General features: G+C 45.0%; 11 protein-coding genes. 7 read left to right on the top strand and 4 right to left on the bottom strand.

Annotation, left to right across the window (positions count from 1 at the left end):
• Positions 1-80 precede the first annotated feature (80 nt).
• From JQM82_RS00910 to JQM82_RS00885, 6 genes are all read left to right on the top strand, one after another.
• Positions 81-2,204 carry a hypothetical protein gene (locus JQM82_RS00910; protein ID WP_235247980.1) on the top strand — a complete coding sequence of 708 codons (2,124 nt, stop codon included), beginning with the start codon at positions 81-83 and terminating at the stop codon, positions 2,202-2,204.
• A gap of 117 nt (positions 2,205-2,321) precedes the next feature.
• Positions 2,322-4,517, top strand: a complete 2,196-nt coding sequence (locus JQM82_RS00905; RefSeq protein WP_235247979.1) for a hypothetical protein — start codon at positions 2,322-2,324, stop codon at positions 4,515-4,517.
• 28 nt (positions 4,518-4,545) lie between these two features.
• Positions 4,546-7,953, top strand: a complete 3,408-nt coding sequence (locus JQM82_RS00900; protein ID WP_235247978.1) for a tubulin-like doman-containing protein — start codon at positions 4,546-4,548, stop codon at positions 7,951-7,953.
• Positions 7,954-7,981: 28 nt separating this feature from the next.
• On the top strand, positions 7,982-10,018 hold the full coding sequence (locus JQM82_RS00895; RefSeq protein WP_235247977.1) for a hypothetical protein: 2,037 nt from the start codon (positions 7,982-7,984) through the stop codon (positions 10,016-10,018).
• Entirely contained in the window at positions 10,015-14,160 is a 4,146-nt protein-coding gene (locus JQM82_RS00890; protein ID WP_235247976.1) for a hypothetical protein, read from the top strand. The genes JQM82_RS00895 and JQM82_RS00890 overlap by 4 nt, the downstream gene beginning before the upstream one ends.
• A 13-nt stretch (positions 14,161-14,173) precedes the next feature.
• Positions 14,174-15,385 carry a transglutaminase domain-containing protein gene (locus JQM82_RS00885; RefSeq protein WP_235247975.1) on the top strand — a complete coding sequence of 404 codons (1,212 nt, stop codon included), beginning with the start codon at positions 14,174-14,176 and terminating at the stop codon, positions 15,383-15,385.
• Between the two features lie 167 nt (positions 15,386-15,552).
• Here the strand turns inward: JQM82_RS00885 and JQM82_RS00880 are convergent, their stop codons facing one another.
• The 4 genes from JQM82_RS00880 to JQM82_RS00865 are packed head-to-tail and all read right to left on the bottom strand — an operon-like array spanning position 15,553 to position 19,474.
• The gene (locus JQM82_RS00880) at positions 15,553-16,191 is read right to left on the bottom strand and encodes a phosphoribosylanthranilate isomerase (protein WP_235247974.1); all 639 of its coding nucleotides are present in this window, start codon (positions 16,189-16,191) and stop codon (positions 15,553-15,555) included.
• Between the two features lie 3 nt (positions 16,192-16,194).
• Positions 16,195-17,508 carry a prenyltransferase/squalene oxidase repeat-containing protein gene (locus JQM82_RS00875; RefSeq protein WP_235247972.1) on the bottom strand — a complete coding sequence of 438 codons (1,314 nt, stop codon included), beginning with the start codon at positions 17,506-17,508 and terminating at the stop codon, positions 16,195-16,197.
• A gap of 5 nt (positions 17,509-17,513) precedes the next feature.
• The gene (locus JQM82_RS00870) at positions 17,514-18,725 is read right to left on the bottom strand and encodes a toll/interleukin-1 receptor domain-containing protein (protein ID WP_235247970.1); all 1,212 of its coding nucleotides are present in this window, start codon (positions 18,723-18,725) and stop codon (positions 17,514-17,516) included.
• A gap of 11 nt (positions 18,726-18,736) precedes the next feature.
• On the bottom strand, positions 18,737-19,474 hold the full coding sequence (locus JQM82_RS00865) for a class I SAM-dependent methyltransferase (protein WP_235247969.1): 738 nt from the start codon (positions 19,472-19,474) through the stop codon (positions 18,737-18,739).
• Positions 19,475-19,640: 166 nt separating this feature from the next.
• Here JQM82_RS00865 and JQM82_RS00860 point away from each other — a divergent pair, with 166 nt between their 5' ends.
• The gene (locus JQM82_RS00860) at positions 19,641-23,402 is read left to right on the top strand and encodes a TIR domain-containing protein (RefSeq protein WP_235247967.1); all 3,762 of its coding nucleotides are present in this window, start codon (positions 19,641-19,643) and stop codon (positions 23,400-23,402) included.
• Positions 23,403-23,417: the final 15 nt, after the last annotated feature.

The following is a 23,417-nucleotide window of genomic DNA, read 5'->3' as shown; positions in this document are numbered from 1 at the left end:
TACTTACACATTTTAATTATATTTTAAATAGATATGATATAATAGCATTATTATAGTTGGATGGAATGGAGAAAAATACTATGAAGAAAAAGAATCGGATTCGTGAGTGGCTCAGTGTGCAGATTGCAAAAAGACCGGCAACTGTGATCCTGGCAGCTATTTTTTTGCTCAATATCTGTTTTTTTGTGATCGCTGCGGTGGTGATATCGAATCTTGCACCGGAGACACTGGAAAACAGAGGGTTTGGGGCATCTGTCTATTATACGATATCGATGATTCTGGACGCGGGATGTATCGGACTTGTCGTTGAAGATGTGGGAAAAGCCAATGTCTCCATCATCATTGCGTGTATTGTAGTCGCGGTTATCGGAATGATCACCTTTACCGGTGCAGTCATCGGTTATATTACCAATTATATTTCTGACTTCATCAACAGTGCCAATAAAGGTGAGAATAAGCTGTATGTTTCCAATCATATTGTGATCCTGAACTGGAATTCCAGAGCATCGGAGATCATCAATGATCTTCTCTACAGCGGACAGCCGGAAAAAGTGGTCGTGCTGGTGGAGGATGGAAGAGAAGTCATTGAAAAAGAGATTGAAGAGCGCATCATGGCGACTCTGGAAAAGGAACGGAGTGATCTGCGCAGGGCCTGTGAGAAGATGGGCTGGATCAGAGGCAGAAGCTATTATCGGAAACATATGCTTCGAAACAGGATTACGGTGATTGTGCGGGAAGGGGATACATTTTCGGTAAAGAAGCTCAATGATATTTCCATCAGCAGAGCGCGGGCGGTGATTATTCTGGGAAAGACGTTTCAGAATAAATTGTGTAAGTACGATGTGCAGGAAGACATGGACCGATACCGTAAGGGCAATTCGCATACGGTAAAGACGCTGATTCAGGTGGCGGAGATGACGGGGAGCGCAGATTCGGCAGACAATCAGAAAGTTGTGGTAGAAGTGGAGGATGAATGGACTCTGGAGCTTGCGGGCAGAGTCATCCATCATAAAGAACAACTGGAAAAATGTAATATCGTGCCGATTGCCGTGAATAGAATTCTGGGCCAGATCTTGTCTCAGTTTGCGATCATGCCGGAATTGAATCTGGTGTACGGAGAGCTGTTTTCGAATAAGGGCGCTGCTTTTTTCAGCAGAAAATGTGACAGCCAGATAGAGGATATCGCTTACATTAACGAGTATATGAAAGAACATATGCATGCGATTCCGTTGACCTGTATGGATGGAAAAGAAGGAACGGAGTTCTACTACATTGCAGAAAAGGAAAAAGATCTGGATGATGTATCTGTCTGTGATACAGGAGAGTATCGGGTGAAGGTCAATCCGGATTACTGGCTGGAGAAGCGAAATATTATTATTCTCGGACATAACAGTAAGAGCGAGGCTGTCATGGAAGGATTCAACGCATTCCGTGCAGAATGGAACTATAAAGATCCGGAATGGATCCATGCAAACGGAGGACCTGAGATCCTGAATATCATGGTAATCGATGACGAAAAGAGTATGGAAAGAAATGGAGGATATCAGAAGTATCCGTATGTTAATCACAGGATTACGGCAGATGTATATGATAAACAGGCGATCTGTGATGCGGTCAATGAATTCGTGGACAACAGTGTCGGAGATACCAGTATTCTGATCCTGTCGGATGATCTGGTGGCAGTGGAAGAGCAGGATGCAAAAGCCCTGACCTACCTGATCTATGTGCAGGATATCATCGCAGAACGGATTGAGAAGAATCCGGATTTCGACAGAGAAAGTATCGATGTCATAGTTGAGATACTGAATCCAAAGAATTATGATATTGTGCGAAGCTACAGTATTAACAATATCGTTATCAGTAACCGGTATATCAGCAAGATGGTGACACAGATCGGAGAAAAAGAGGCAATCTTTAATTTTTACAGTGATATCCTGACCTATGATGAAGAGGGCGGTACCATATATGAAAGTAAAGAACTGTATGTAAAGAAGGTGAAGGATTTCTTTGCGGAAACACCGAAGCCATGCACTGCGGCGCAGCTGATACGGGCAACCTACCAGGCATCCGGGGATGATAACAAGTCTATCATCTTCGGTTATGTACGCCAGGGAGGAGAACTGGTGATATTCTCCGGTGACCAGGAGGAGATCTGGGTGGAACTGAAGGATACTGATAAAATTATTCTGTTTAGTAATCATTAAGGAGTTGTAGAATATTTAGAAATAGTTTATAATTATTTTATGTGTTTTATACATTTTATATAATCGTGTGAGTATTATACAATTATTTTGGAATTTTTTATGAGGGTGGAGCAAAAGATGAAACGAATATTTTCAAAAATTCTTAGTATTGTCATGGCTGTTGTTATGCTTGCCGGTATCGGATTTACCTCACAGGCGGAGAATACAAAGCAGGGGAAGACCAGAGCAATCTACGTAGTATTTGATAATTCGGGAAGTATGTATGGACCGGGGAATATGGCGTGGTCGCAGGCTACCTATGCGATGGAAGTTTTCTCGGCAATGATGAATTTTGACAGTGGAGATGTCATGAAGATCTTTCCGATGCATGAAGTGACTACCGGTGGAAATAACGGGACAGACAGGATATCTTCCATTACGATTCAATCTATTTCAGATATTGCTCAGATTCACAATATGTATACGCCAAGTCCAAAAGGAACTCCTTATACACAGGTAAATACGGCGGCCAATGAGCTTGCTGCTCTGATGGACGGAGGAGCGGTACAGGAGGGCTGGCTCGTTGTACTGACAGACGGAGACTTTGACAGTGATGTACCTGCTGCGGGTCTGCAGGCGGATCTGGAGCAGAAGGCACAGCTGCGGGAAAATATGTATGTACAGTATCTGGCTATGGGAAGCGAGATCAAGAACGTGCCGGACGGCAATGAAAGCCTGGGCTTTTACGCACAGAAGGCAGGAGACAGTTCTGCGGTAATCAATGAGCTTGCAGTGGTGAGCAATCGTATATTCAAGCGAAATGAATATCAGGGATATAAAGAGGGACAGAGTATCGAACTCGATATTCCGCTCAGTAAGCTGATCGTGTTCGCACAGGGCAGTAAGGTGAATATCAAAGGGCTTCAGAATAAAGAGGGCAGTGAGGTCAATATGGAGAGCTGCTATGAAGTATCGTGCAGCAGTACAGATGGAGCAGGACTAACTTCTTATGTAACACAGACTCCAACAAAAGATACTTCATTAAAAGGAGCAGTTGCTGTTTTCTCAGATCCTTCTTCGATTATGGAAGGAAGTTATACGCTGGATGTGGAAGGGGCAGATTCCATTCAGATCTATTATGAGCCGAATGTCAAATTCGGAATAGAACTCATCCGCGGAGACAAGAGTGTAGATGGGGATACCATTGAGGGCGGACAGTATAAAGTTCAGGTCGGATTTGTGAATCAGTTGTCCGGAAAGTTCATTAAGGATTCGAAGCTTCTGGGAGATCCGCAGTATCAGCTTGTTGTAAACGGAGAAGAATACGGGCTCGGAGGAGGAAATGGATCCACACAGTCGGTAGAGATCGAGGTGGATGGAGATACTCTGGAGCTGGAAGCAGATGTGGTCTATCTGAATGATTACACAGATCATATGGAAAAGTCTTATACTGTATGTACGCTGGATATGGAAGTGAAGGCACCGTCCTCTGTTGCACTCAAGGCGATTGCAGACGATCCGGAAGAGATACAGATCAAGGCGATGAAAAATGGCGAACCTCTGACGGAGGAACAGTGGAATCAGGCAGAGGTCGTTATCAGCAGCAAAGACAGTGAAGGCAATGAATTTCCGATTGAATGGGAGATCAGTCAGGGCAGTGAGGTGTCAACCTGGCTGGCAACTCCAAAGTATAAAAATGGAGACATGTTTGATACAGGAACCGGAAAGGCGGATATTACCGTCAGTGTATCGACTGAGATAGACGGAGATAATTATGGAAAATCACAGACGGTGTCTATGGAGATCAAGGATGACAGAGGTCCGATTGATTATCTGAAAAAGTACTGGAAACAGATTACGATCTGTCTGTTAATCCTGATCTTGCTGTTGGGATATGTGCCGCCGTTTAAAAAACGGTTCCCGAGAAAGATGAAACGTCGTCCGACCATAGAGTGTACGGCGGAGAAGATCGGCATCCGTGATACGATGGTAAAGGGGAATTTTGAGAAGAATATGTTGTCGGTGATGCTTCCGTACAAAGCAGAAGTCGGAAGACTTACGTTCTCACCGGCTCCGGTGAAAAAGACGGCACGATTAAAGGCAGCCGGAGGAGGCGGAATGTGGATCCTCAATACGACGGCATTTGCAGGAAAAGAAGATACTACATTCAATGGAATGACGATCCAGGAGAATTATAAGGGCCACTATCGGATCTCGGCAAGTACGATCATTGTGGTATCGACTCCGGAGTTTACATATACCTGTATTCCTAATGTACAGAGAACGGCAGATGGATCGATCAAAAAGAGTAAAGGGAAAAAGAAGAAAAAATAAAAGAGATACTTAGTGAGGAGGAAAAGACATGATTGCACCAACATTATTAGTGGGACTTGGAGGAACCGGATCAAAAATTGTATGCCGTGTATCGAAGATGGTTACGGAAGAACAGAGAAAACGGATCGGGTTCGCGGTATTTGACACGGATATCAATGAACTTCGGGAAATTCGCGAAGAAAATCCGTATATTAAGACGGTACAGACTTCTACCAAGCTGACGGTAGGAGAGTATCTGAATATTGATACACATGCAAGAGATACATGGTTTCCGGTAAACGGAATTCTGAACAGTAAGTCTCTTACAGAAGGAGCGGGACAGGTAAGAGCCATCTCCAGACTTGCCCTGGATACTGCAATCCGTGCCGGTAATATGGAACCGCTCCACAAGGCAATTGAAGAACTTTATAAGCTGGAAGGAGATTCCGGAGAACAGGCACTTCGTGTCGTTATCGTAAGTTCACTTGCAGGAGGAACCGGATCCGGTCTGATTCTTCCGGTAGCTCTGTACCTGAAGAATTACCTGGCAACGAAGTTCCAGGCAAGTGCGAATATTACCAGAGGTTTCTTCATTCTTCCGGAAGTATTCTATGAAGTAATTCGCGGACAGACCGAGAGAAACAATCTGAGATGTAATGCTTATGCAGCGCTTCGAGAGCTGGATGCATTCCTTATGAAGGGTGATAAGACACTGCCGGAAAAATATGAAAACAGTGTGCGCGTGGAATTTCCACGGGTAGGCTCTGCCGAAGTAGAAGAATACGATGTCAGACCATATGATTTCTGCTTCCTCTTTGATGCGCAGAACACAGAAGGCAAGAAGCTGAACAGCTTTAACCAGTATCTGGATCATGCGGCCAACTGTATCTATTCGCAGTCCATTGGCCCAATGAATAAGAGAAGCAACTCTTCGGAGGATAACACGATCCGTGAATTATGTGCACAGAGAGGCCGTAACCGTTATGCCGGTGCAGGATCTGCGATGCTGATTTATCCGACGGATGACGTGAAGGAATATATTGCGCTGAACTGGGCGAAAGAATGTGTATCCAAGCAATGGCTGGTATTTGATGATATGTACCGGGAAAAATGTCTGGCCAATTCAGAAATGCGTGCACAGGGATTCCATGTGCGCGATATTGACGCATCGGTAGATTACATCGAGTCGATCAATCAGCTGGCAAAGCAGAAGGATCCATTTGCCAAAGCAATCGAAGAAGCTTGTACAATCTATGATGACGGCGGCTATAAAAAGGTTGGTGACAAGTGGTCTGAGTATGTAGATCAGCTTAAGAAATTTGTAAAAGCAAGTACGACGACCGGACAGATGGATCTGGATTCCCAGAAGAGACAGGCGATCGGCCTGATCAATGATATTGAGGTTGGAAAGAAGGAGACGGCAGAAGATCTGCAGACAGCGTTCGGAGAAGTGGAAAAGTATAAAGATATGGTCGTGAAGCGCAGTGAGGATTCCGGAAGGACTATCGCCTATACGATCTTCAAGGCAAAGAACGATTCTGCGACCAAAGACAGACTGCCACACCAGATGGAGACCTACTTAAGAGATCAGCATGGGGAATTTGTTCACCCGAACGCAGTCAGATATTTTCTGTATCAGGCACTGGAACTCATGAAGCAGGAGAAGGTGCTCGTAGATAAGGAGAATAAGAAGAAAGAAAAATTCTTTGAAGATTTTTATAATATTTTTGATGATCCGAAGAGCGATGAAGTAGAGACGGTAGATCAGCTGACAGAGAGGAAGCTTGACAAGAAGACGCAGCAGGAGATGAAGGATCAGTTCCGCTTCTACTTAAGTGAAGTGGACAAGTACAGAACCAGCAGCGTTCTTGCAGAGGTATTCCGTGAAGGTATTGACTATATCGCCAGTCTCTGTGATGCATTCCAGACTTTCTATGCTTCCTTTGAAGACAGAATCGGAAAGCTGGATCGAAGAATCACTTCTCTTCTGAAGAAATATGGCAATACCGCAGGAAAGACCACCCGTTATGTCTGCGCTTCTCCGAATTGCTTCGCACGACTGTTAAAGGAGATGCCATATACCGGTAATACGATTACGATCGACAAAGAACTGGCAGAAAGTATCTATGCAAAAGTACGCAGCTACTCCATGATGAAGGAAAAACCGGAAAACGGCGGCTACTTTGAAGAGTTGTTTGAAGACGGTATCATCGGTTACTTTGAAGATTCCCTGATGGAGATCTACGGAAGCACTGTTAATATGGATGTTCTTTCTGCATTGGAAAGAGAAGCAAAATATGAGGCAAATGAGTATGATTATGGCCGAATTGAGCAGTATGTTCGCCGTGTAATCGCAGAGACCAGAAATCTGTCGAACCCGTTCATCGAGCGTCCGCTTGGAGAACAGAGAGAACCAATTGCCGCATGTACATACAGCAAACAGCTGGATCCGAAGGATGATTCACCGAGATCTATGCTGATTGCTCAGGAACTGGGTAATTACGGCGGTAATCCGGATGAGGATATTCCGTTGAATATGATTATGTTCTATCAGGCGATCTATGGACTCCGCGCGAACGGATTATCCAAGTTCTCACCGGGAAGTGAAGCTGACGGAAGATGCGAAGGCGAGTATTACAAAGCATATTATGAACTGGTGAACCAGATCAAGCCGAAGTCCGATAAGACACCGGTCATCACGCCGCACATTGACCGCAACTGGCATATAGTTACCTGCCTGCCGGATCTGGACGATGAGAATCAGGAACGTCAGGAAAGAAGGATTTACCGCGCATTCATTCTGGGTCTGATCTTCAATCTGATCAGTTACAGAAAGATTGCAGAAGGCAAATATCTGTACAGATTACAGCTGAATGGCATCGAAACAGAAGAATTTGTAGTGTCCAACGGTACACCTTGTGACCATTATTATGAGGTGCTGGACGCACTGATCATCAATCCGGTTGTGGTCAGAACGATCATTAACTATATGGATAAGAAGTTTGCAGCAGAGAAAAACAGTGCAGGAAAGATTACACTGGAGACCAGTCTTCTCATGAAGAATCTTGGCAAGTTAAAGAGTGAAGAATTTAAGAAGGATCACCTGTCCATCTTTGATCTTGCACTTCTGCTCAAAGTATCTACTCCGGCTGCAGAATTTGATAAGAAAGTTGGCAAGGACATCATGAAAGAGACGCTTCAGATGATCTACGATTATATGAAGACGATCGTTCTGGGAGATGATCTTGACTGGGTATACGGCAATTTTGTATATGAACAGATCCAGCTGTTTGATCAAAATGTAGACTGGTACTTTACAAACTGGAGAGATAATTTCAGCGATTATGTAGATGACCTGATGCAGATTGCGGCAAATGAACTTGAGAATAAAGGACAGGATGACCTTTGTGAACAGATGCAGGTGCTGATTGAGGCTGCCAGAGAAAGAAGAGCGTAATTAGCTGATAATAAAGGCGGTGAAAGTAATGCATACAGTAATTATACTGAGTAGGCACTCATCGGATCTGCTGAGAGAGTTTCGATTTCTTTTTCAACCGTTCATCAACAATGATACCATAAGCTTTTGTGATTGGAATGAGTCAGGAACAGATCTTTCTACATCTGTTCCCGACTTGTATAAGCTGATTAAGGGAAGAACAGAGTGGAGAGCTGTCATTATCAGTGCCGAGCCGGTATACGGGAAAAGAACCGGGCCGGTGCCGGATGAGAAGAATCCGTTTGATTTTCCGGGGGAAGTATCGGAAGATCCCATCCCGCGTGACAGTACCGTTCCGATTATCCGACTGTCGCATATGATCTGTGGTTATCCGGCAGCCCTGGTCAGAAATTTTGAAGAGGGCTATGAGTATACAGATGAGATTACCGGGAAGACCTGCAGAGTAAGAGCATCGGAATTATCGAAAGAGGAGTTCTATTCGCTGTCAGAGACGTATAAGGACGGGCTTAGACCGATCTATCTGAAGGAAAAAGTATCGGAAGAGATTGAACAGACCAGAAAAGCACTGGAAGAGAAGTATTCTTTTACGGATGTACGCCCGCAGGAAGTATATCTGATCTCCATGCGCAGGCATCCGGATGATGAAAATTATATATATGAATCGTGGAAATCACCGTTCGAGATCGAAAGTTCTGATTTTTGCCGCAGGAATAATTATCCCGGAATCTGTCGTTTTCTGTGTTACAGTATTACGAATCCGGAGAACAGCAGGTATATGAAAGAGCTGACAGAATTCTGGCTGGCGGTTCTGTCCGTATCTGTGAATAAGATTCCGGCCAGTACACTGCAGGCTTATAAGCTGTATCGATTTGGGGTAAATGTGTCAAAGGAAGAGTTGTCAGATCTGTTGAACAGTCACCTGAATAAGATGGAAGCAGCTTTGACCTTCGTTCAGCAGAGGCTTCGGATGAAACCGGAAAATACCTTTGAGGAAGGTGTAAAGATCGTAGAAAAGCAACATATTCCGGTGATTTTTTCGGAAAGCTCGGGCAAAAACCTGTATATTGATACAGGGCATGTCGGTCTGAGCAGGGATTATCCGAGTGATGAGCTGGAGTATTGGAATACGCAGGTACGTGAAAAGCAGGGAAGTGTAGAACGTTTCCTGAAGATGCCAAGACGTGCGATCGATCGGGCTTCCTCGCATGTAAAAGGGCGTGCGGACAGCTTTTTCGATGACGAATATGAATTGGATCGATTTCAGATTGAAGAACTCCAGGACGAGCTGGATACGCTGGAACTGGAGATTTTGACCAGTGATACACGTAGTGTGATTGACGAACAGCGGATCCGGAAGGAAATGAACAGGGTTGACAGACAGGTGAAAAAGGATATTGCAGTGCGCATGCGAAGAAATGTTGTGATCAGCACAGGCGTTATCATCCTGCTGATCTACATGATTGGATATTTCCCTTATATTTTTAATTCGCTAAAGCTTGGAAAACAGCAGTTTTTTGCGTCTCTGGGTCTTACTCTGGGGGCAACTGTCCTTGCATCGATCGGTGGAATTGTGGCATTGTTTCTGCTTCGCGGGAAGATCATTGCGAGTATGGAACGTTTTAATGATCTTATGAGAGAGCTGATCAACAGTGTGAACGGATCTGCCAAGAAGTTTGAAGGATATTTTTCCACGCTGTGCACTTATATGAAGGCACAGTCGATCTATGCAGGTCTGACAAAGAAAAATGATGCGGTTTCCGAGAGAACCTTAAGGCTTAGAACACATAAACAGGCACTTAAAATGTCGATTGAGCGGGATGAGGAATTTGCATCTGCATTTGGTGTAAAGCGAATTGCAGACTTTGAAAAAAATGTGACCCGTTTCTTTGATGAGGATAAGCTGCCAAAGGATAACAGACTCTATTATTATGAGCCGGATGGAGGAAAGTCTGAAATTCCGTTGAATACGGCAGGCGATACGATCCGTGCGCCGTATAAGTTTATCGCGGGTCTGGTGATTGAAAGAGAAGATCTGTACGAAGAAGCGAAAGGAGAAGATTCATGACAGGGATATTACAGTTGATAAAAATCGTGCTCTGTACAGCATCCTTCATCCTTCTCTGTACGGCTGCAATGAAGATTAATCTGGATCGGACAGACAGGGCAAAGCAGTTTCTGATGCCGGTGATTGCGCTGGTATACTGTGTGATTGCACTGATCTTCCTGAATCAGATGTTTGTAGCGATAACGCGAGTGATCCGGCTTATCAGTGGAATGTTTCCATTTGTCAGCGGGCTGAATCTGCAGAAGTATCTGATATATATAGCAAATGTCCTGATGGCGGCCGGATTTCTGCTGGTTAAGCTGATTGTTCTTCCGATTCTGAAACGGATATGGGAAGGATCGGAGGAACTGACAGAAGCAACCTCAGGAAAATGTTATGAGTATGATAAAGAACTGGATAAATGGTTTGTAAAGCCGGAGTATGGACAGATCAAGTTTTATTGTAAAGGGATATACTTCACAGCAGTTGCGGTATCAAGTGCTGTGTTTGTGTTGTCACAGTATTATCCGAAAATGCCGGCTTTTCAGACAACATTTTATCCGATTTTCGGGTTACTTGTGCTGGGAGAAGTGGTATGCTTTTTATCCGGACTTACGAAAAGCGAATTTATTGAAGATATTCTGGGTGAAGATGAGGAGTCCTATAAAGTAGCCAATTACGGGTTGCTTCGGGATGTATTAAAGAGTCTGTTCGGGGATCATGTGCTGTATGATTCTACGGTGGACAATGGACTTGGCGTACCGGCTACCTATGAGACGCTTGAGGAGATGTGCGAGAGCAAAGATGCTTCGGTTGCGAATCTGGGTCAGTACTTCCGCGCTTTGAAGGAAAGTGGAAAAGAGATTGAACCGGGTTATGTGAAGAGTTGCATTAAGCTCATGAAAGGACAAAGTGTGCTGTTCTGCGATCCATTTTACCGGGATCTGACAGAATACCTTATGATTCCGATGACCAGGCAGCTGATGAAGAATCGAAAAAGTCTGATCGTCATGGGCAGGGATTCGGCTGTTGATGATGTGGTGCAGTGGCTGAATGAAGGAATTGTCGAACAGATCAATACAGACAGTCTCTGGAAAGTTGAGGTTCTGGATCAGAATGTCACAGAGGCAGACATTGGAATTCTGAAGTTCAGTGATCTGTTTAACCTTGAGATACAGAAAAACAATGCAGAATTTTTGAGAAAAGTCGGATTTGTATTTATTGTGGAGCCATCAAAGCTTCTGGCGACCGGTCAGATGGGACTGAATCTTCTGATTGGCAGATTCGACCGGCAGGACAGTGTAGTCTATGCGGCCTGTGACAGAAACTGTGACGGACTGGTGGATGCATTGTCACATACTTTGCGGACCAATATTACGGAAGTGGCAGCGACGAGTCAGAGCGGTTCTATTACTTCGATCATGTGCTGGGATGCCGATGGAGAATATATGCATCACAGAATCTTTTCCAATGTATCCCGATATATGGGTATCGGAACAGAGATCAATGCCGTGGCCATGAAATATCAGATTGCCAATACGAGATGGATCAGCGGAGAAAAATTCCCCGTACTGGACATGAAGTGGATTGCGGGGCAGTATTATAAAAAAATCTGCGGCTATACGGATCTTCCGATCAGCCAGGAAAGCTTTAACAGAGCGTTTCAGGTGGATTCGAATCTCTGGAGTCCGAGACTGCAGGAAAATGCATTTCTGGTTGTGGAAGATGAGTTCCTGAATCTGTTTGAGATGGTGCGCCTGTATGCAACGAGGGCAAAACAGCAGGGATTTATCAATGTGATCAGTGAGAACTATCTTCTTCGTGATTACATGTTTGAAAATGCACAGACGTTTCTTGCAGATCCAAAGGCGATTCCGACGATTGTGGCTGATTATACCCGTTCGGAGCGTAATACTGTAATGAAGCTTCTGATGCGGATGTCAGGAGAGCAGGTCGGTGAAGATGAGATCGCAGAGACATTGATGGTCAGCGGTATTGCATTTGATGCGGAAGCGCCTCTTGAAACATTGAAAATGTTGATCTACAAGCATTGTGATATTGAGGAGATTAACATCAGGATTTATTTCCGTGATGAGCTTCTGGCAGACGGTCTGAGGACAGAGACAAAGAAATACTATGCAATTGAAGAACAGACAGAGATTGCAGAATTTGTCCGTAATCTGAAGAATGCATATTATATTGCGGAAGATGAAAAAGGGGAGACTTATTATATCGGAGCGAAGCTTTATGGACATGTGTTCCAGGCGTTGATTCCCGGACAGTTCCTGACTTACGCGGGCAAATATTATGAGGTGCAGTCTATCACTCCGCGTAACGGCGTAGTAGTAAGAAGAGCTGCTGATCATATTACAGAGAGAAAGTATTACCGGCAGATTCGGCATATCACGGTTACAAACTGGAAAGATGATACAAGTGTCGGAGGACAGAAGACACTGGGAGATATCCGGATTCTGAAGGGATACTGTCAGGTGGAAGTTCTGACTGATGGTTATCTGGAAATGTCGGATTATCACGATCTGAAACACGGACGTCACGTCTATGTCAGCAGTATTCCGAAGCGTTCTTATCGCAATAAGCTCGTGATGAAAGTAGAATTCCCGGGGGCTTCTGATCAGATTCGTTATACGATTGCACTGATGATGAATGAGATATTCCGGACCACTTATCCGGATGCATACCCGTATATCTGCGCGGTAACTCCGTTTGGTATGGAAAATGAGATTCCAAAGAATCTGAAATATGCGATGTATTCTATGGAAAGTGATTCCGAGACTCCTGGAATCTATATTGTAGAGGATAGTGAGATAGACCTTGGTCTGATTGCTTCTGTGGAAAGAAATCTGGAACGATACTTTGAGATTATCTCGGAGCTTCTGAACTGGCATGATGTGAAGATGCAGGAGAAGCCGGAAAAAGAGCCGGAAGGAGAGTTTGTACCGGAATTTCCGCCGGAAGAAGAGAGACCGGAGAATCAAACAAAGAAAAAAGGCTTTTTCCGACGTATCCTGGAGAAGATAAAATCCTTCTTTAAGAGAAAACCGAAAGCGGAGAAACCAAAAGTAGAAGAACCAAAAGCGGAGGAGCCAGAGTCAGAGGAGCCAAAAGCGGAAGAGCCAAAAGTGGAGGAGCCAAAGACGGAAGAGCCAAAAGAGGAAGAGCCAAAAGCGGAGGAGATAAAAGAAGAACCGAAAGAAGATGAAGCGACAGAAAAAGTGGGAAGATCCATGAGCATGCGCGATGTCAGCCCAACAGAGAAGCTTGATATTGAAGGAGAGGATGAAGAACTGATGCCTCAGGAGAGTGAGCAGACAGAATATCAGAAGCATTGTTTCCTGAAATACGGATATGAAGAGGTCGACAGCTTCCTGGATCTGTCCGGAACCGCAGCCTATCTGGCGGCATACGGATATGACCGCAACCCGCTTCAGCAGGTGCGGGACAATGAGAAAGCTGCGGAAGAATATGCAAAAGCATACGATCCGAATAAGGCAGGCGCTCATTTCTGCGATTTCTGTGGTGTCGAGCTTGCAGGTGGAGAGTATGAAGTGTTAAAAGACGGCAGAGAGCGTTGTAATCACTGTTCCTCTACGGCACTTCGTACTGGAGAGGACTTCAAAGAAGTGTTTAAGATGGTACTTCGCAATATGGAGATCTTCTATGGAATCAAGATCAATGCTGCAATCAAAGTACGTATGACGGATGCAAAGAGTATTGCGAAGCATTTTGGAGAAGAATTCGTTCCGACACCGGGTGTGGATGGAAGAACACTTGGATTTGCACAGAAGGATGCTTCCGGATACAGTCTGTATATTGAAAACGGTTCTCCGAGGCTGGCAGCAATGGCGACGATTGCCCATGAGTTGACACATATCTGGCAGTACCAGAACTGGGATGACAAGGCAATTATTGCGGCATATGGTCCACAGAACAGGTTGGAAGTATACGAAGGAATGGCAAAATGGGTCGAGATACAGTATCTGTTGTACCTGAATGAGACTGCTTACGGAAAACGGGAACAGATTCGGACGATGCTTCGGCAGGACGAGTACGGAAGAGGATTTATTCAATATCTGAAAAAGTATTCGCTGTCTTATCAGCAGGAAAGAAAACGCACTCCGTTCCAGGAATTCCCGCCGCTGTAAGAGGAGAAATGTGATGAAAAGATTATTATCTGTTATCTCATATATTTTCATATCGATAGCCCTTTTTTTCAGTGGCGTGATGTTGGAGGTATCGCCGTCGGATCTTGTCAGGCAGGTGGTTCAGGATCAGATAGATATTGACGATCAGGATCAGGCGGATGACAGTAAAGATGCTTCAGATGATAAGGATGATGCGGTTGTTCAGGATGAAGCGGATAATCAGATCAACACGAGATACTATTATTCGCTGATGGACGATTCGGAAAAGGAGAATTATGACAGGATTCAGGAGGCTGTTGCTGGAGAGGAAAATTCAGTTGTCCTGGACGTAATGGATCAGGAGGAACTGAAACGGATATTTTTAAGTGTTTACTATGATTATCCGGAATATTTCTGGCTTGAATATTATTACAGCTACAAAAGTACTGATGAGGGCATGGAACTGATCTTTAATTATAACTGTACCGGATCTGAAAGAGAAAAACGAGAAGCAGAGATTGAACAACAGGCAGGAGCGATTCTTGCGGGACTTCCGGCCGGTGCGGGGGATTATGATAAGGTAAAATATGTGTTTGAGACACTGGTGGATATGACGAAATATGAGCTGGATGCGCCGGACAATCAGAATATCTACAGTGTCTTTGGAAATTGGACAACGGTATGTGCCGGATACGCCAAAGCAACCAAGTATCTTCTGGACCGTGCAGGAGTTGAGTGTTTCTATGTTACCGGATTGGCTGATGGAGAACCTCATGCCTGGAATATCGTGCAATGTGACGGGCAGTATTATTATGTGGACACGACCTGGGGAGACCCTTTGTATCAGGAGACTCAGGGCGAAGAGATGCAAAAAAAGGGAACTGCCTATGAATATCTGTGTTGTACCGGGGAGTTATTGTTCCGAACACATACTCCGGATGAGGAGTTTACGCTTCCGGAATGTACAGACAATTCCCTGGAGTATTACAGAATGGCGGGCAGATATCTGGAGTCCGCAGATCAGAATGCGATTCTGGAGATTATGAAAAAAGATATTGATAACGATGAGAAACAGACAGAGATCCAGTTTTCCGGAGGAGATGCGTTAGATCAGGCGGTGGCACAGATTGATTCAACCTTACAGCAGGTGCGAGAGTATTCAAAATCCAAAAAAGGAAAATCACTGGGTGAACTTTGGTACACGTACAGGGATAACACGTCTATTTTGATTGTGTACTGGGAATAAGATAAAAAAAGAGGGACTACTGTAAAATATAGATGTATTTCATTCAAAATATACAATTTCCACAAGAACGCTTCGACGCTCACTTGCTTACCTCAGCTTTTCTTATGGAAATTGTATATCCATAATGATATTTCTATATTTTGCAGCAGTCCCTCTTCGTATGTCGATTAATATTGATGTGCAATTTCAATAAACTTGCGCACCTTTTCCGGATCCTTTTTCTGATCGGTTTCTACTCCGGAATTGACATCGACGGCATAAGGATGCACCGCATTGATGGCTGCTTCCAGATTATCCGGGGTCAGTCCGCCTGCAAGAATAACCGGGAGCGGCAATTCTTCGACGATCCTGCGGCTGATGCTCCAGTCATGAGTCAGTCCCGTACCGCCTAGACGGTCAGCGGTACGGCTGTCAAGAATGATGCCGTCCACTTCTCCGACAAAACGTTCGGCGTATGCAATGGCTTCTGTTCCGGTAACACTGACGGACTTTACAATTTTAAGGTAAGGAAGTGTTTCCCGGATTTTCCGGATCTCTTCCAGCGGGATGTCGTTATGCAGCTGGACGGTGTCGACAGCAAGCTCCTCCAGCATTGGGATGATGTCGGGAGCAGTCTGAAGATGAGTGACCGCAACCCTTGTAACGAAGGGAGGAATTGACCGGATCAGCTCTCTGGCTTTCGGGACGCTGACTTTGTCTTCTGCCAGATGTGTGATGCCTACAAGAAAACCAATGGCGTCACAGCCGGCGCCGAGGGCAATATTCAGTTCCTCAAGAGTATTCATTCCACATATTTTTGCTTTCATAGGCTAAGTGTCTCCTTTGATTAATATCATGATGGTGTCGATCAGAACCAGGATTCCAATCAGCAATGCGGCTTTCGGGCTGATCCATATGGCTGCCAGAAGAAGAAGATATTTCAGAATCAGAGCAATCCATGAAGGCTTTATTCCGAAGCGGATGTGTTCGTTCTGTTGTTGGGCACCGTCGGATGCTTCTTTGGCATCTGATGTTTTATCTGCGTGAAGATAGATGGACTGAATAACAACATCATTTACGTAATCCCGAAGTTCCGCACAGAATGCGTTGTCACAGATATACAGAAGCTTTGAAAGAATTGACAGCGCGTTAGCGGTAGACCATGTGTATACATCGGATTCCGGGGTACATTTCCATCCGCCGGTTGCATCATCCTGCAGCTGGATCAGATAATAGATCGCTTTGGAGATGCAGGGATCTGAAAAGGATACTTCGGTATTACGCAGCAGACCTTTTAAGGCCCATACAGTTCCAAAATGCCGGAAAGTAAAGACTACATCTTTCCGGATTCCGATCTCATAAAAGATGTCATAACTTCCGTCCGGATTCTGGGCAGAGCGCAGATAATCGACTCCACGGCGGATATTCTGATGATACTGATGGGGAAAGGTATGACCAAGTGCCATCAGTACATAGCCGGTAGAAACAGCCTGAGAGAGATACTGTTCAGAGATTGCTTTCCGGGAAAATGATTTTTCCATCTGGCTGAACTCTTTCACAATCTGCTGAACGGGCTGATTGCCCCATCCGCCATCTTCGTTCTGCGAACGAATGAGCCAGTCAACCGCTTTTTCGATTGCATGGTCGTATTTGTCGGCAGTTCCCAGACGCAGGGTATAAGACTTCAGACAATATACAACGAGGGCTGTTCTTGTGGAGGTGGAGTTTTCACCGTAATCATCGGCCCATCCACCATCTTCGTTTTGCAGGTCAGTGATAAGATCTGCACATTCTGTGGCAGCGATATAGATCTTTTCCAGAGGGAATTCAGGTTCGAATTCAGTGTATTTTTCACTGAACTGGATCAGAGCATACATGATCCATACATAATCAATTACGATCGCACCATTGATTGAAGGCTCCAAAAGCCAGTTTTCTATGGCCTCGCAGAGCAGTATCTTCTGGTTGGTATCGAGAAATTCAGATAACTGAGAACATACGCTTACGACTTCGGCAGTATTCTGTGAGTTGGGTGATACGTCGGAGATCCAGCTCCACCCGAAATTATCTTCATCCTGAACTGCGAACAGCCAGTTCAGAGCCCGGGAGATATTCCATTCAAACATGTTCTTTTGTGTTTTCATATCTTTTAGGTATCCTTTTCGTCGTTTAATATTAAAGTTGCGTTTTGTCGGAGAATGTACTGGCAGTATTTTCCGATCCCATTTCGTAATAATTCAAACACTTTATACTTTCGGAAAGGTCTGGGCATATTAATCTGCCGGATGTTATTGATCCCCAGATTGCATACATGACGATCCATACCCGAGAGAAGTTCCGGAATCTGCGGACAGCGGTAGCTTTCTTCGAAAAATGCCTCCAGAGTATTGGCAAGCAGGAGGATCTGGGACCAGGTTTTGTAGCTGTTTGCTTCTTCAAGGCTGGTGTCCCGGTTCAGGATACGGATTGTGCATTCCAGGTTAAAGAACTTCAGGATGTCCCGGATGCAGACAGCCATACATGCAACCGGAGATATCCGCAGGTTATTTTCTTCGAAAACAAGGAGCAGGATATTACCGTTCTGCGGGGCAGAGAGAATATCTTTACTCCACCACTGATAAGCCTGACCAAGGAGTTCCTTGGATTTTCGGATGTCCCTGGAAGTGCCGTATCCCCGCCTGTACATTATGGAAGCCAGATAACCTCCCTTTACCGAATGAAGACGAAGCAGTTCCTGAAGAGCAGCCCAGCACTGATCAAAGTTTCTCTGTCTGAAATAGTAATTTGCCTGGACAAAATGCATCATTTCCGGATATTTATCCAGATAAGCATTTACGGAAGTACAATCCATGGATTTCAGATGTCCGAAGATGCCAAATTCTCCATCCAGGATTTCCTGAGGTGTCTGCAGACTTCTGGACTCATGTGCGGATGCAGAGAGAGGGCTGGCTGTTTTCAGATATCGGATCGCTCTGTCCATGCCATTTTTGTGCTGGAATGACTGAAAAGGTCCCAGCAAAGCAGGAAGATCGGATTCCTTCATATCGATCAGATAAGAAAAGAGTTTTTTGTTTTCATTAGTCATCATCAGATTCAGGAAAGCGCTCCATTCCTGGGCAACCCACCCGCTTAAGACATATTGCTTCTGACTGCACACCAGGAGAAAGGTACGGGCATCATTCAGTGCCTGGTTGATCTCTCCGATATACTTGGTGATTCCGTCTTTTTCCAGAATCTGTTCTGAGAAAAAGACGTGATATCCCTCTGCTTCGAGCTGTCTGTATAGGGCTTCGGCAATCTCTCGGTCTATAGTTGACTTTCCGTTATCGGTACATTTAAAAGAAATAAAAAAATCATACATAATGTTTCCTTTTATCCGGCCTTGTGGCATCGGCACATCAGATAGCTTGGACGATGGATCTCCTGGTGCATTCTCGGAATCTGTTGCAGAAGTTTTGGATCAGGGAGAGGCTCTCTGATCTCGTCGATGAGAAAACCGGCACGAATCAAACTGTTCATGATATCTGAAACCGTACGGTGATACTTGATTACCGTAGTGTCCAGCCAGAGGACTTCTCTTCGTCCGGTATCTGCATAATGATCCAGCTTATAGTACACAGGTTCCCGATTGGCATCAAATTCACATACACATTCCTTTATTGCAGCAGTAACAATTGGGTGTTCCATGGAAAACAGAAGCGTACCCTTCGGGTTCAGAACACGGTAAATATTGGTGAACAGCAGGTCGAGATCCTGGATATAGTGAAATGCAAGAGAACTGAACGCAACATCCCAGGTCTGATCCAGAAGATGAAGATCATCCATATTCATACAGTGATATTCAATGCGATCCCGTTGATTCTCGGTGATTGCTTTATGAATCATCTTTTCGGAGATATCAAAAGCATATACGGATCTGGCACCTGCCTGGATGAATTTGATGCTGGTTGCGCCATATCCGCAGCCCAGTTCCAGAATGCGTTTTCCGGATACATCCGGGAGCATATCCATCATATGCGGCTGCTCGAACAGATCGTTGTAATTTTCCTCATCGTTTCTAAGATCCAGATAATTTTGAAAAAAGACAGGATTATCATATAAATTTCCCAATCGAAACACCTCCTGGTCAATATACGACCGTTATCATAATTAATCATATTATACTATAAAAGGAAAAAAGATTCATTATCAAGATGAAAGAAAAGGCTTGGGTTTTCTGCTGGTAAGAGCATGAGCAACATGGTATACTGGAAACAGAGAATCTGAGGAGGGTGCTATGAAGAAAGCAAGGAAAAAGGCTCTGGTGATCCGGGCATTCAGACTTGGTGAAAAGAGCGAAGAGATAGAGAAACTGATGGCGGAAGGCAGAATCAGAAAGAAGAAAGACGGAAGCTTTGAAGTATTTTCACAGGAAGCAAAAAGCGGAGAGGGAGAGATCGCTTATCCCGGAGATTATATTAAGATTGATTCTTCCGGAACGCCATACCCGAACCGTGCAGAATATTTTGAAAAACATCACAGGCATTTGAAAGAAGAAACATATGAACAACTGCCGGAAGATCTTATGATCTGGACGGCGGAGGATGAGATGTGTCCGGAAATCACATTTCTAATGGAAGAAAAGGGACTTACTTTGGAGCCGGGACATCCGGAATGCTTCTTTCAGGCACCGCTTTGGGGGACGAAGCTGTCTGCGGCCAGGGATGCTGTGCTGGTGTTTTATGAGACAGAGCGGGATTCGGAAGGAAATATCTGTGATGCAGAGTTTAACTTTGTGGACAGGGAAGAATTTGAAAAAACATATGAAGTGATTCCGGAAAAAGCAGCGGTTACTTATGATGCATTCATCAGCTACAGTCACAGTGAACCGGATGCTTTTGTGGCAAAGAAGCTGCATTCGATGCTGGAGCGTTACCGTGTGCCAAAGAAGATACAGGAATTGTCCGGAAAAAAGAAGATTGAAAGAGTGTTCCGGGACAGAGAAGAACTGCCTCTGGCTTCGAATCTTGCTTCCAATATCTGCGAAGCGCTGGAGCATTCCGAGTATCTGATCGTGATCTGTTCTCCGCGTTCTCTGCGATCTGAATGGGTGCAGAGAGAGATCGAGACATTTCTTCTGACCCATGGAAAAGAGAAGGTGCTGACGCTTCTGGTGGAGGGGGAGCCGGAAGAGGCATTTCCGGAGATTCTCTGTTATGAAGAGGAGCGGATTCTTCGGATGGACGGAACAGAGGAAGTTGCGCGAAAAAAGATTGAGCCGATGGCCGCAGATGTCAGAGGGAAAGACAGGAAGGAGACAGAAAAGAAGTTAAAAGAAGAATTCCTGCGGATCCTTGCGCCGATGCTTTCCTGTACATATGATACTTTAAGGCAGCGGCACCGGGACTATGTGTTTCGAAGAATTCTTGCGGCAGTAGGAGGAATTGCAGTACTGGCAATCTTATTTACCATCTACGCATTTCATCAGGCGGCAGTTACGGATGAACAGTATCAGGAGGCAAGGCGTAACCAGGCAAGATATCTGGCGGGGATTTCGGGAGAGCTTCTGGATACCGGAGACAGGACGGGAGCTTTGAAGACGGCGCTTGCCATAGTGCCGGAGGATGAGGATGCCGAAGAGCCGGTGGTACCGGAGCAGATGTATGCACTCAATAATGCTCTGTATTCCTATAATAATACCCTTATGATAGATTTTAAAGCAGATAAATCTTATGAGATGGAAGGACAGACGGTGAATCTGATGCGTGACAAATCTCAGATGCTGAGTCCGGAAGGAACCGCATATTTCTGCCTGGATCAGATGGGAAATGCATATGTTCTGGATACGGAATCGGGAGACTGCATCTGGAAGATACGTCCGGAAGATCTGGAAGATTACGACGACGGCGAGTTTGTATGGTTTGCACCGAGGTCTGAGGAAGAGGCGGTTCTGGTATCGAAGCAAGAGATCCGCTGTGTGAACTGGCAGGAAAAATGTGTGGAAAAGGTGATTCGGGAGGAAGATGGAGCTGCCTTTTACGCAGGATCTTTTCTGTGCACGGTTGATGATTCCTGCATCGCACTGAGCAACGGAGAGACAGTCTGGGTGTATGATCTGGAGAGCGGAAGCTGTCTGCAAAAGGTGGATTATACAGAGGAAGAAACATATGGCTGCTATTCATCAAATGCGCTTTCCTTCAGTGACGACGGAACGATGCTGGCAATCGGGGTTTCTACGGATTATTCAAAACTGCCGGAAAAAGGACTGTTCCTGCTTTCGCTGGAAGATGGAAGTGTCCGGATGTTGTCATCTGCTGAAACGGCAGCTATGGTATGGATCAACAATGAACGGATCGCAGCGGTGCATTACCAGTATGTCAATGGTAAGGAGCAGATAGTAGATGATCCGGATCGGAGTTACCGTATCGCTGTGTATGATGCAAAATCCGGTCAGTGTCTCTGGACATCGGAAAGTTACAATATTCGTGCCTATTCCCAACCGTGTACAATGGTGGTGACGGATATGGAAGTTGATGGAGAGGTGCAGAAGGTTCTTGCGGTGTCGTTGAAAGACCGTCTGATCCTGATTCGGCCGGAAAGTGGAGAGATCCTTTGGGAGAAGAGCTATCCTGAAGATATCGTGGGAGTAGAAAAATACGATGAAAACCGGTACCTGATCGGGCTTTCGGATGGTCGGATCTATCTTGCGCTGATGGATAATACAACGACTGATTATGGAGCAGGAGACATTTCTTCAGAGACGCTATGTATGTTATACAGTCAGAGTAAGGATTGCGTGATCCAGCTTGTGGAAGACAGCAGGAATGTGGTGTTTTTGAGAACCATCCGGGATGAGCAGATGGAGCCGCTGTCCATGGAAAAAGAGATCAATAAAGTAGAATATCTCTCTGTTCCGGAAGGCTCCGGGGATACCAGGGTATATCGTTGTGTTTTCTATGCTGCGCACGGGGATATAGATGATTCGGGACTGCGTATCTATGAACCGGGAACTTCTGAAATGATATATGAATATGTCTGCCAGGAGGATGATTCCTGGATTTACAACCTGCAGGCACAAAATATTGAAGGAGTGCCATGTATATTGTTTGAAAAGATTGATGGAATAGAGAGTTCTCTGATTATTGCGGATCTGAATACCGGCAGAACACTCGTCGAGCAGAAGAAACTGGCAGATACAGGATGGCAGGTCTGGGATAGCCGAAGCTTTCATATGGTGGATCAGATGGCTCTGTATGCGGGGGAAGCGTTTGTGATTACAGAGGTTACAGCGGATGGAATTACTGTTCCGGATGATAAACGGGTGATTACTGTAGAGGAATATATACAGGATGTACAGATTACGACAGACGACAGGTACTTGATACTGGTAATGGAGGATATGGAGCAGGAAGAATACTGGCTGAAGGTTTGGAATGTGGAAGAAGAGTCGTGGCAGAGCATCGAAGGAGAAGAGACCATTCCTGTTTCAGACGAGGATGTTACACTTGGACAGGAAAGCTCTACGCTTGCAGTCTATTCCAGAGAAGGGAATGTTGATATCTATGATCTGGAGAAAGGAATACGCACACAGTCGATTCCGGTAGGGTATTTTGATAAGATTGATTTTGAATATATGAATCATGACAGATATCTGGTGGTCTGTGGAGATGATCAGTATCTGACGCTGTGGGACGTTGATACCGGAGAAGTCCGGATGCAGAACACGGATAACCAGAGGAACTGGGGAAATGACATCTATGTGGATGGAAATGAGCATTATTTCGGAATTATATTTGACGGCTATATGATCAGTGACGATTATTTTTTAACTTCTCAGATCAGCCTGTACTATGTGGATGATGAGGGACGCTTCTACCATTATGCGGATGTCCCGTATGGATGTGCAAGTTTTGAAGCAGGAGAAATATTTGTAAAGAACGCGGGAGGTTCCTACAGCCCGTTCTACAGTTACCGGGAACTGAGGGCACGTGCGGAACAGGTGCTGGACGGAGATACATTAAGTGATGCTGAGAAAAGGCAGTATTTTATATCCGAGTAACAGGAGGATGTACAG

Origin of the sequence: Faecalicatena contorta, from assembly GCF_021531995.1 — a bacterium.
GTDB lineage: Bacteria > Bacillota > Clostridia > Lachnospirales > Lachnospiraceae > Dorea_A > Dorea_A contorta_A.
This window is presented reverse-complemented; position numbering and strand designations above follow the sequence as displayed.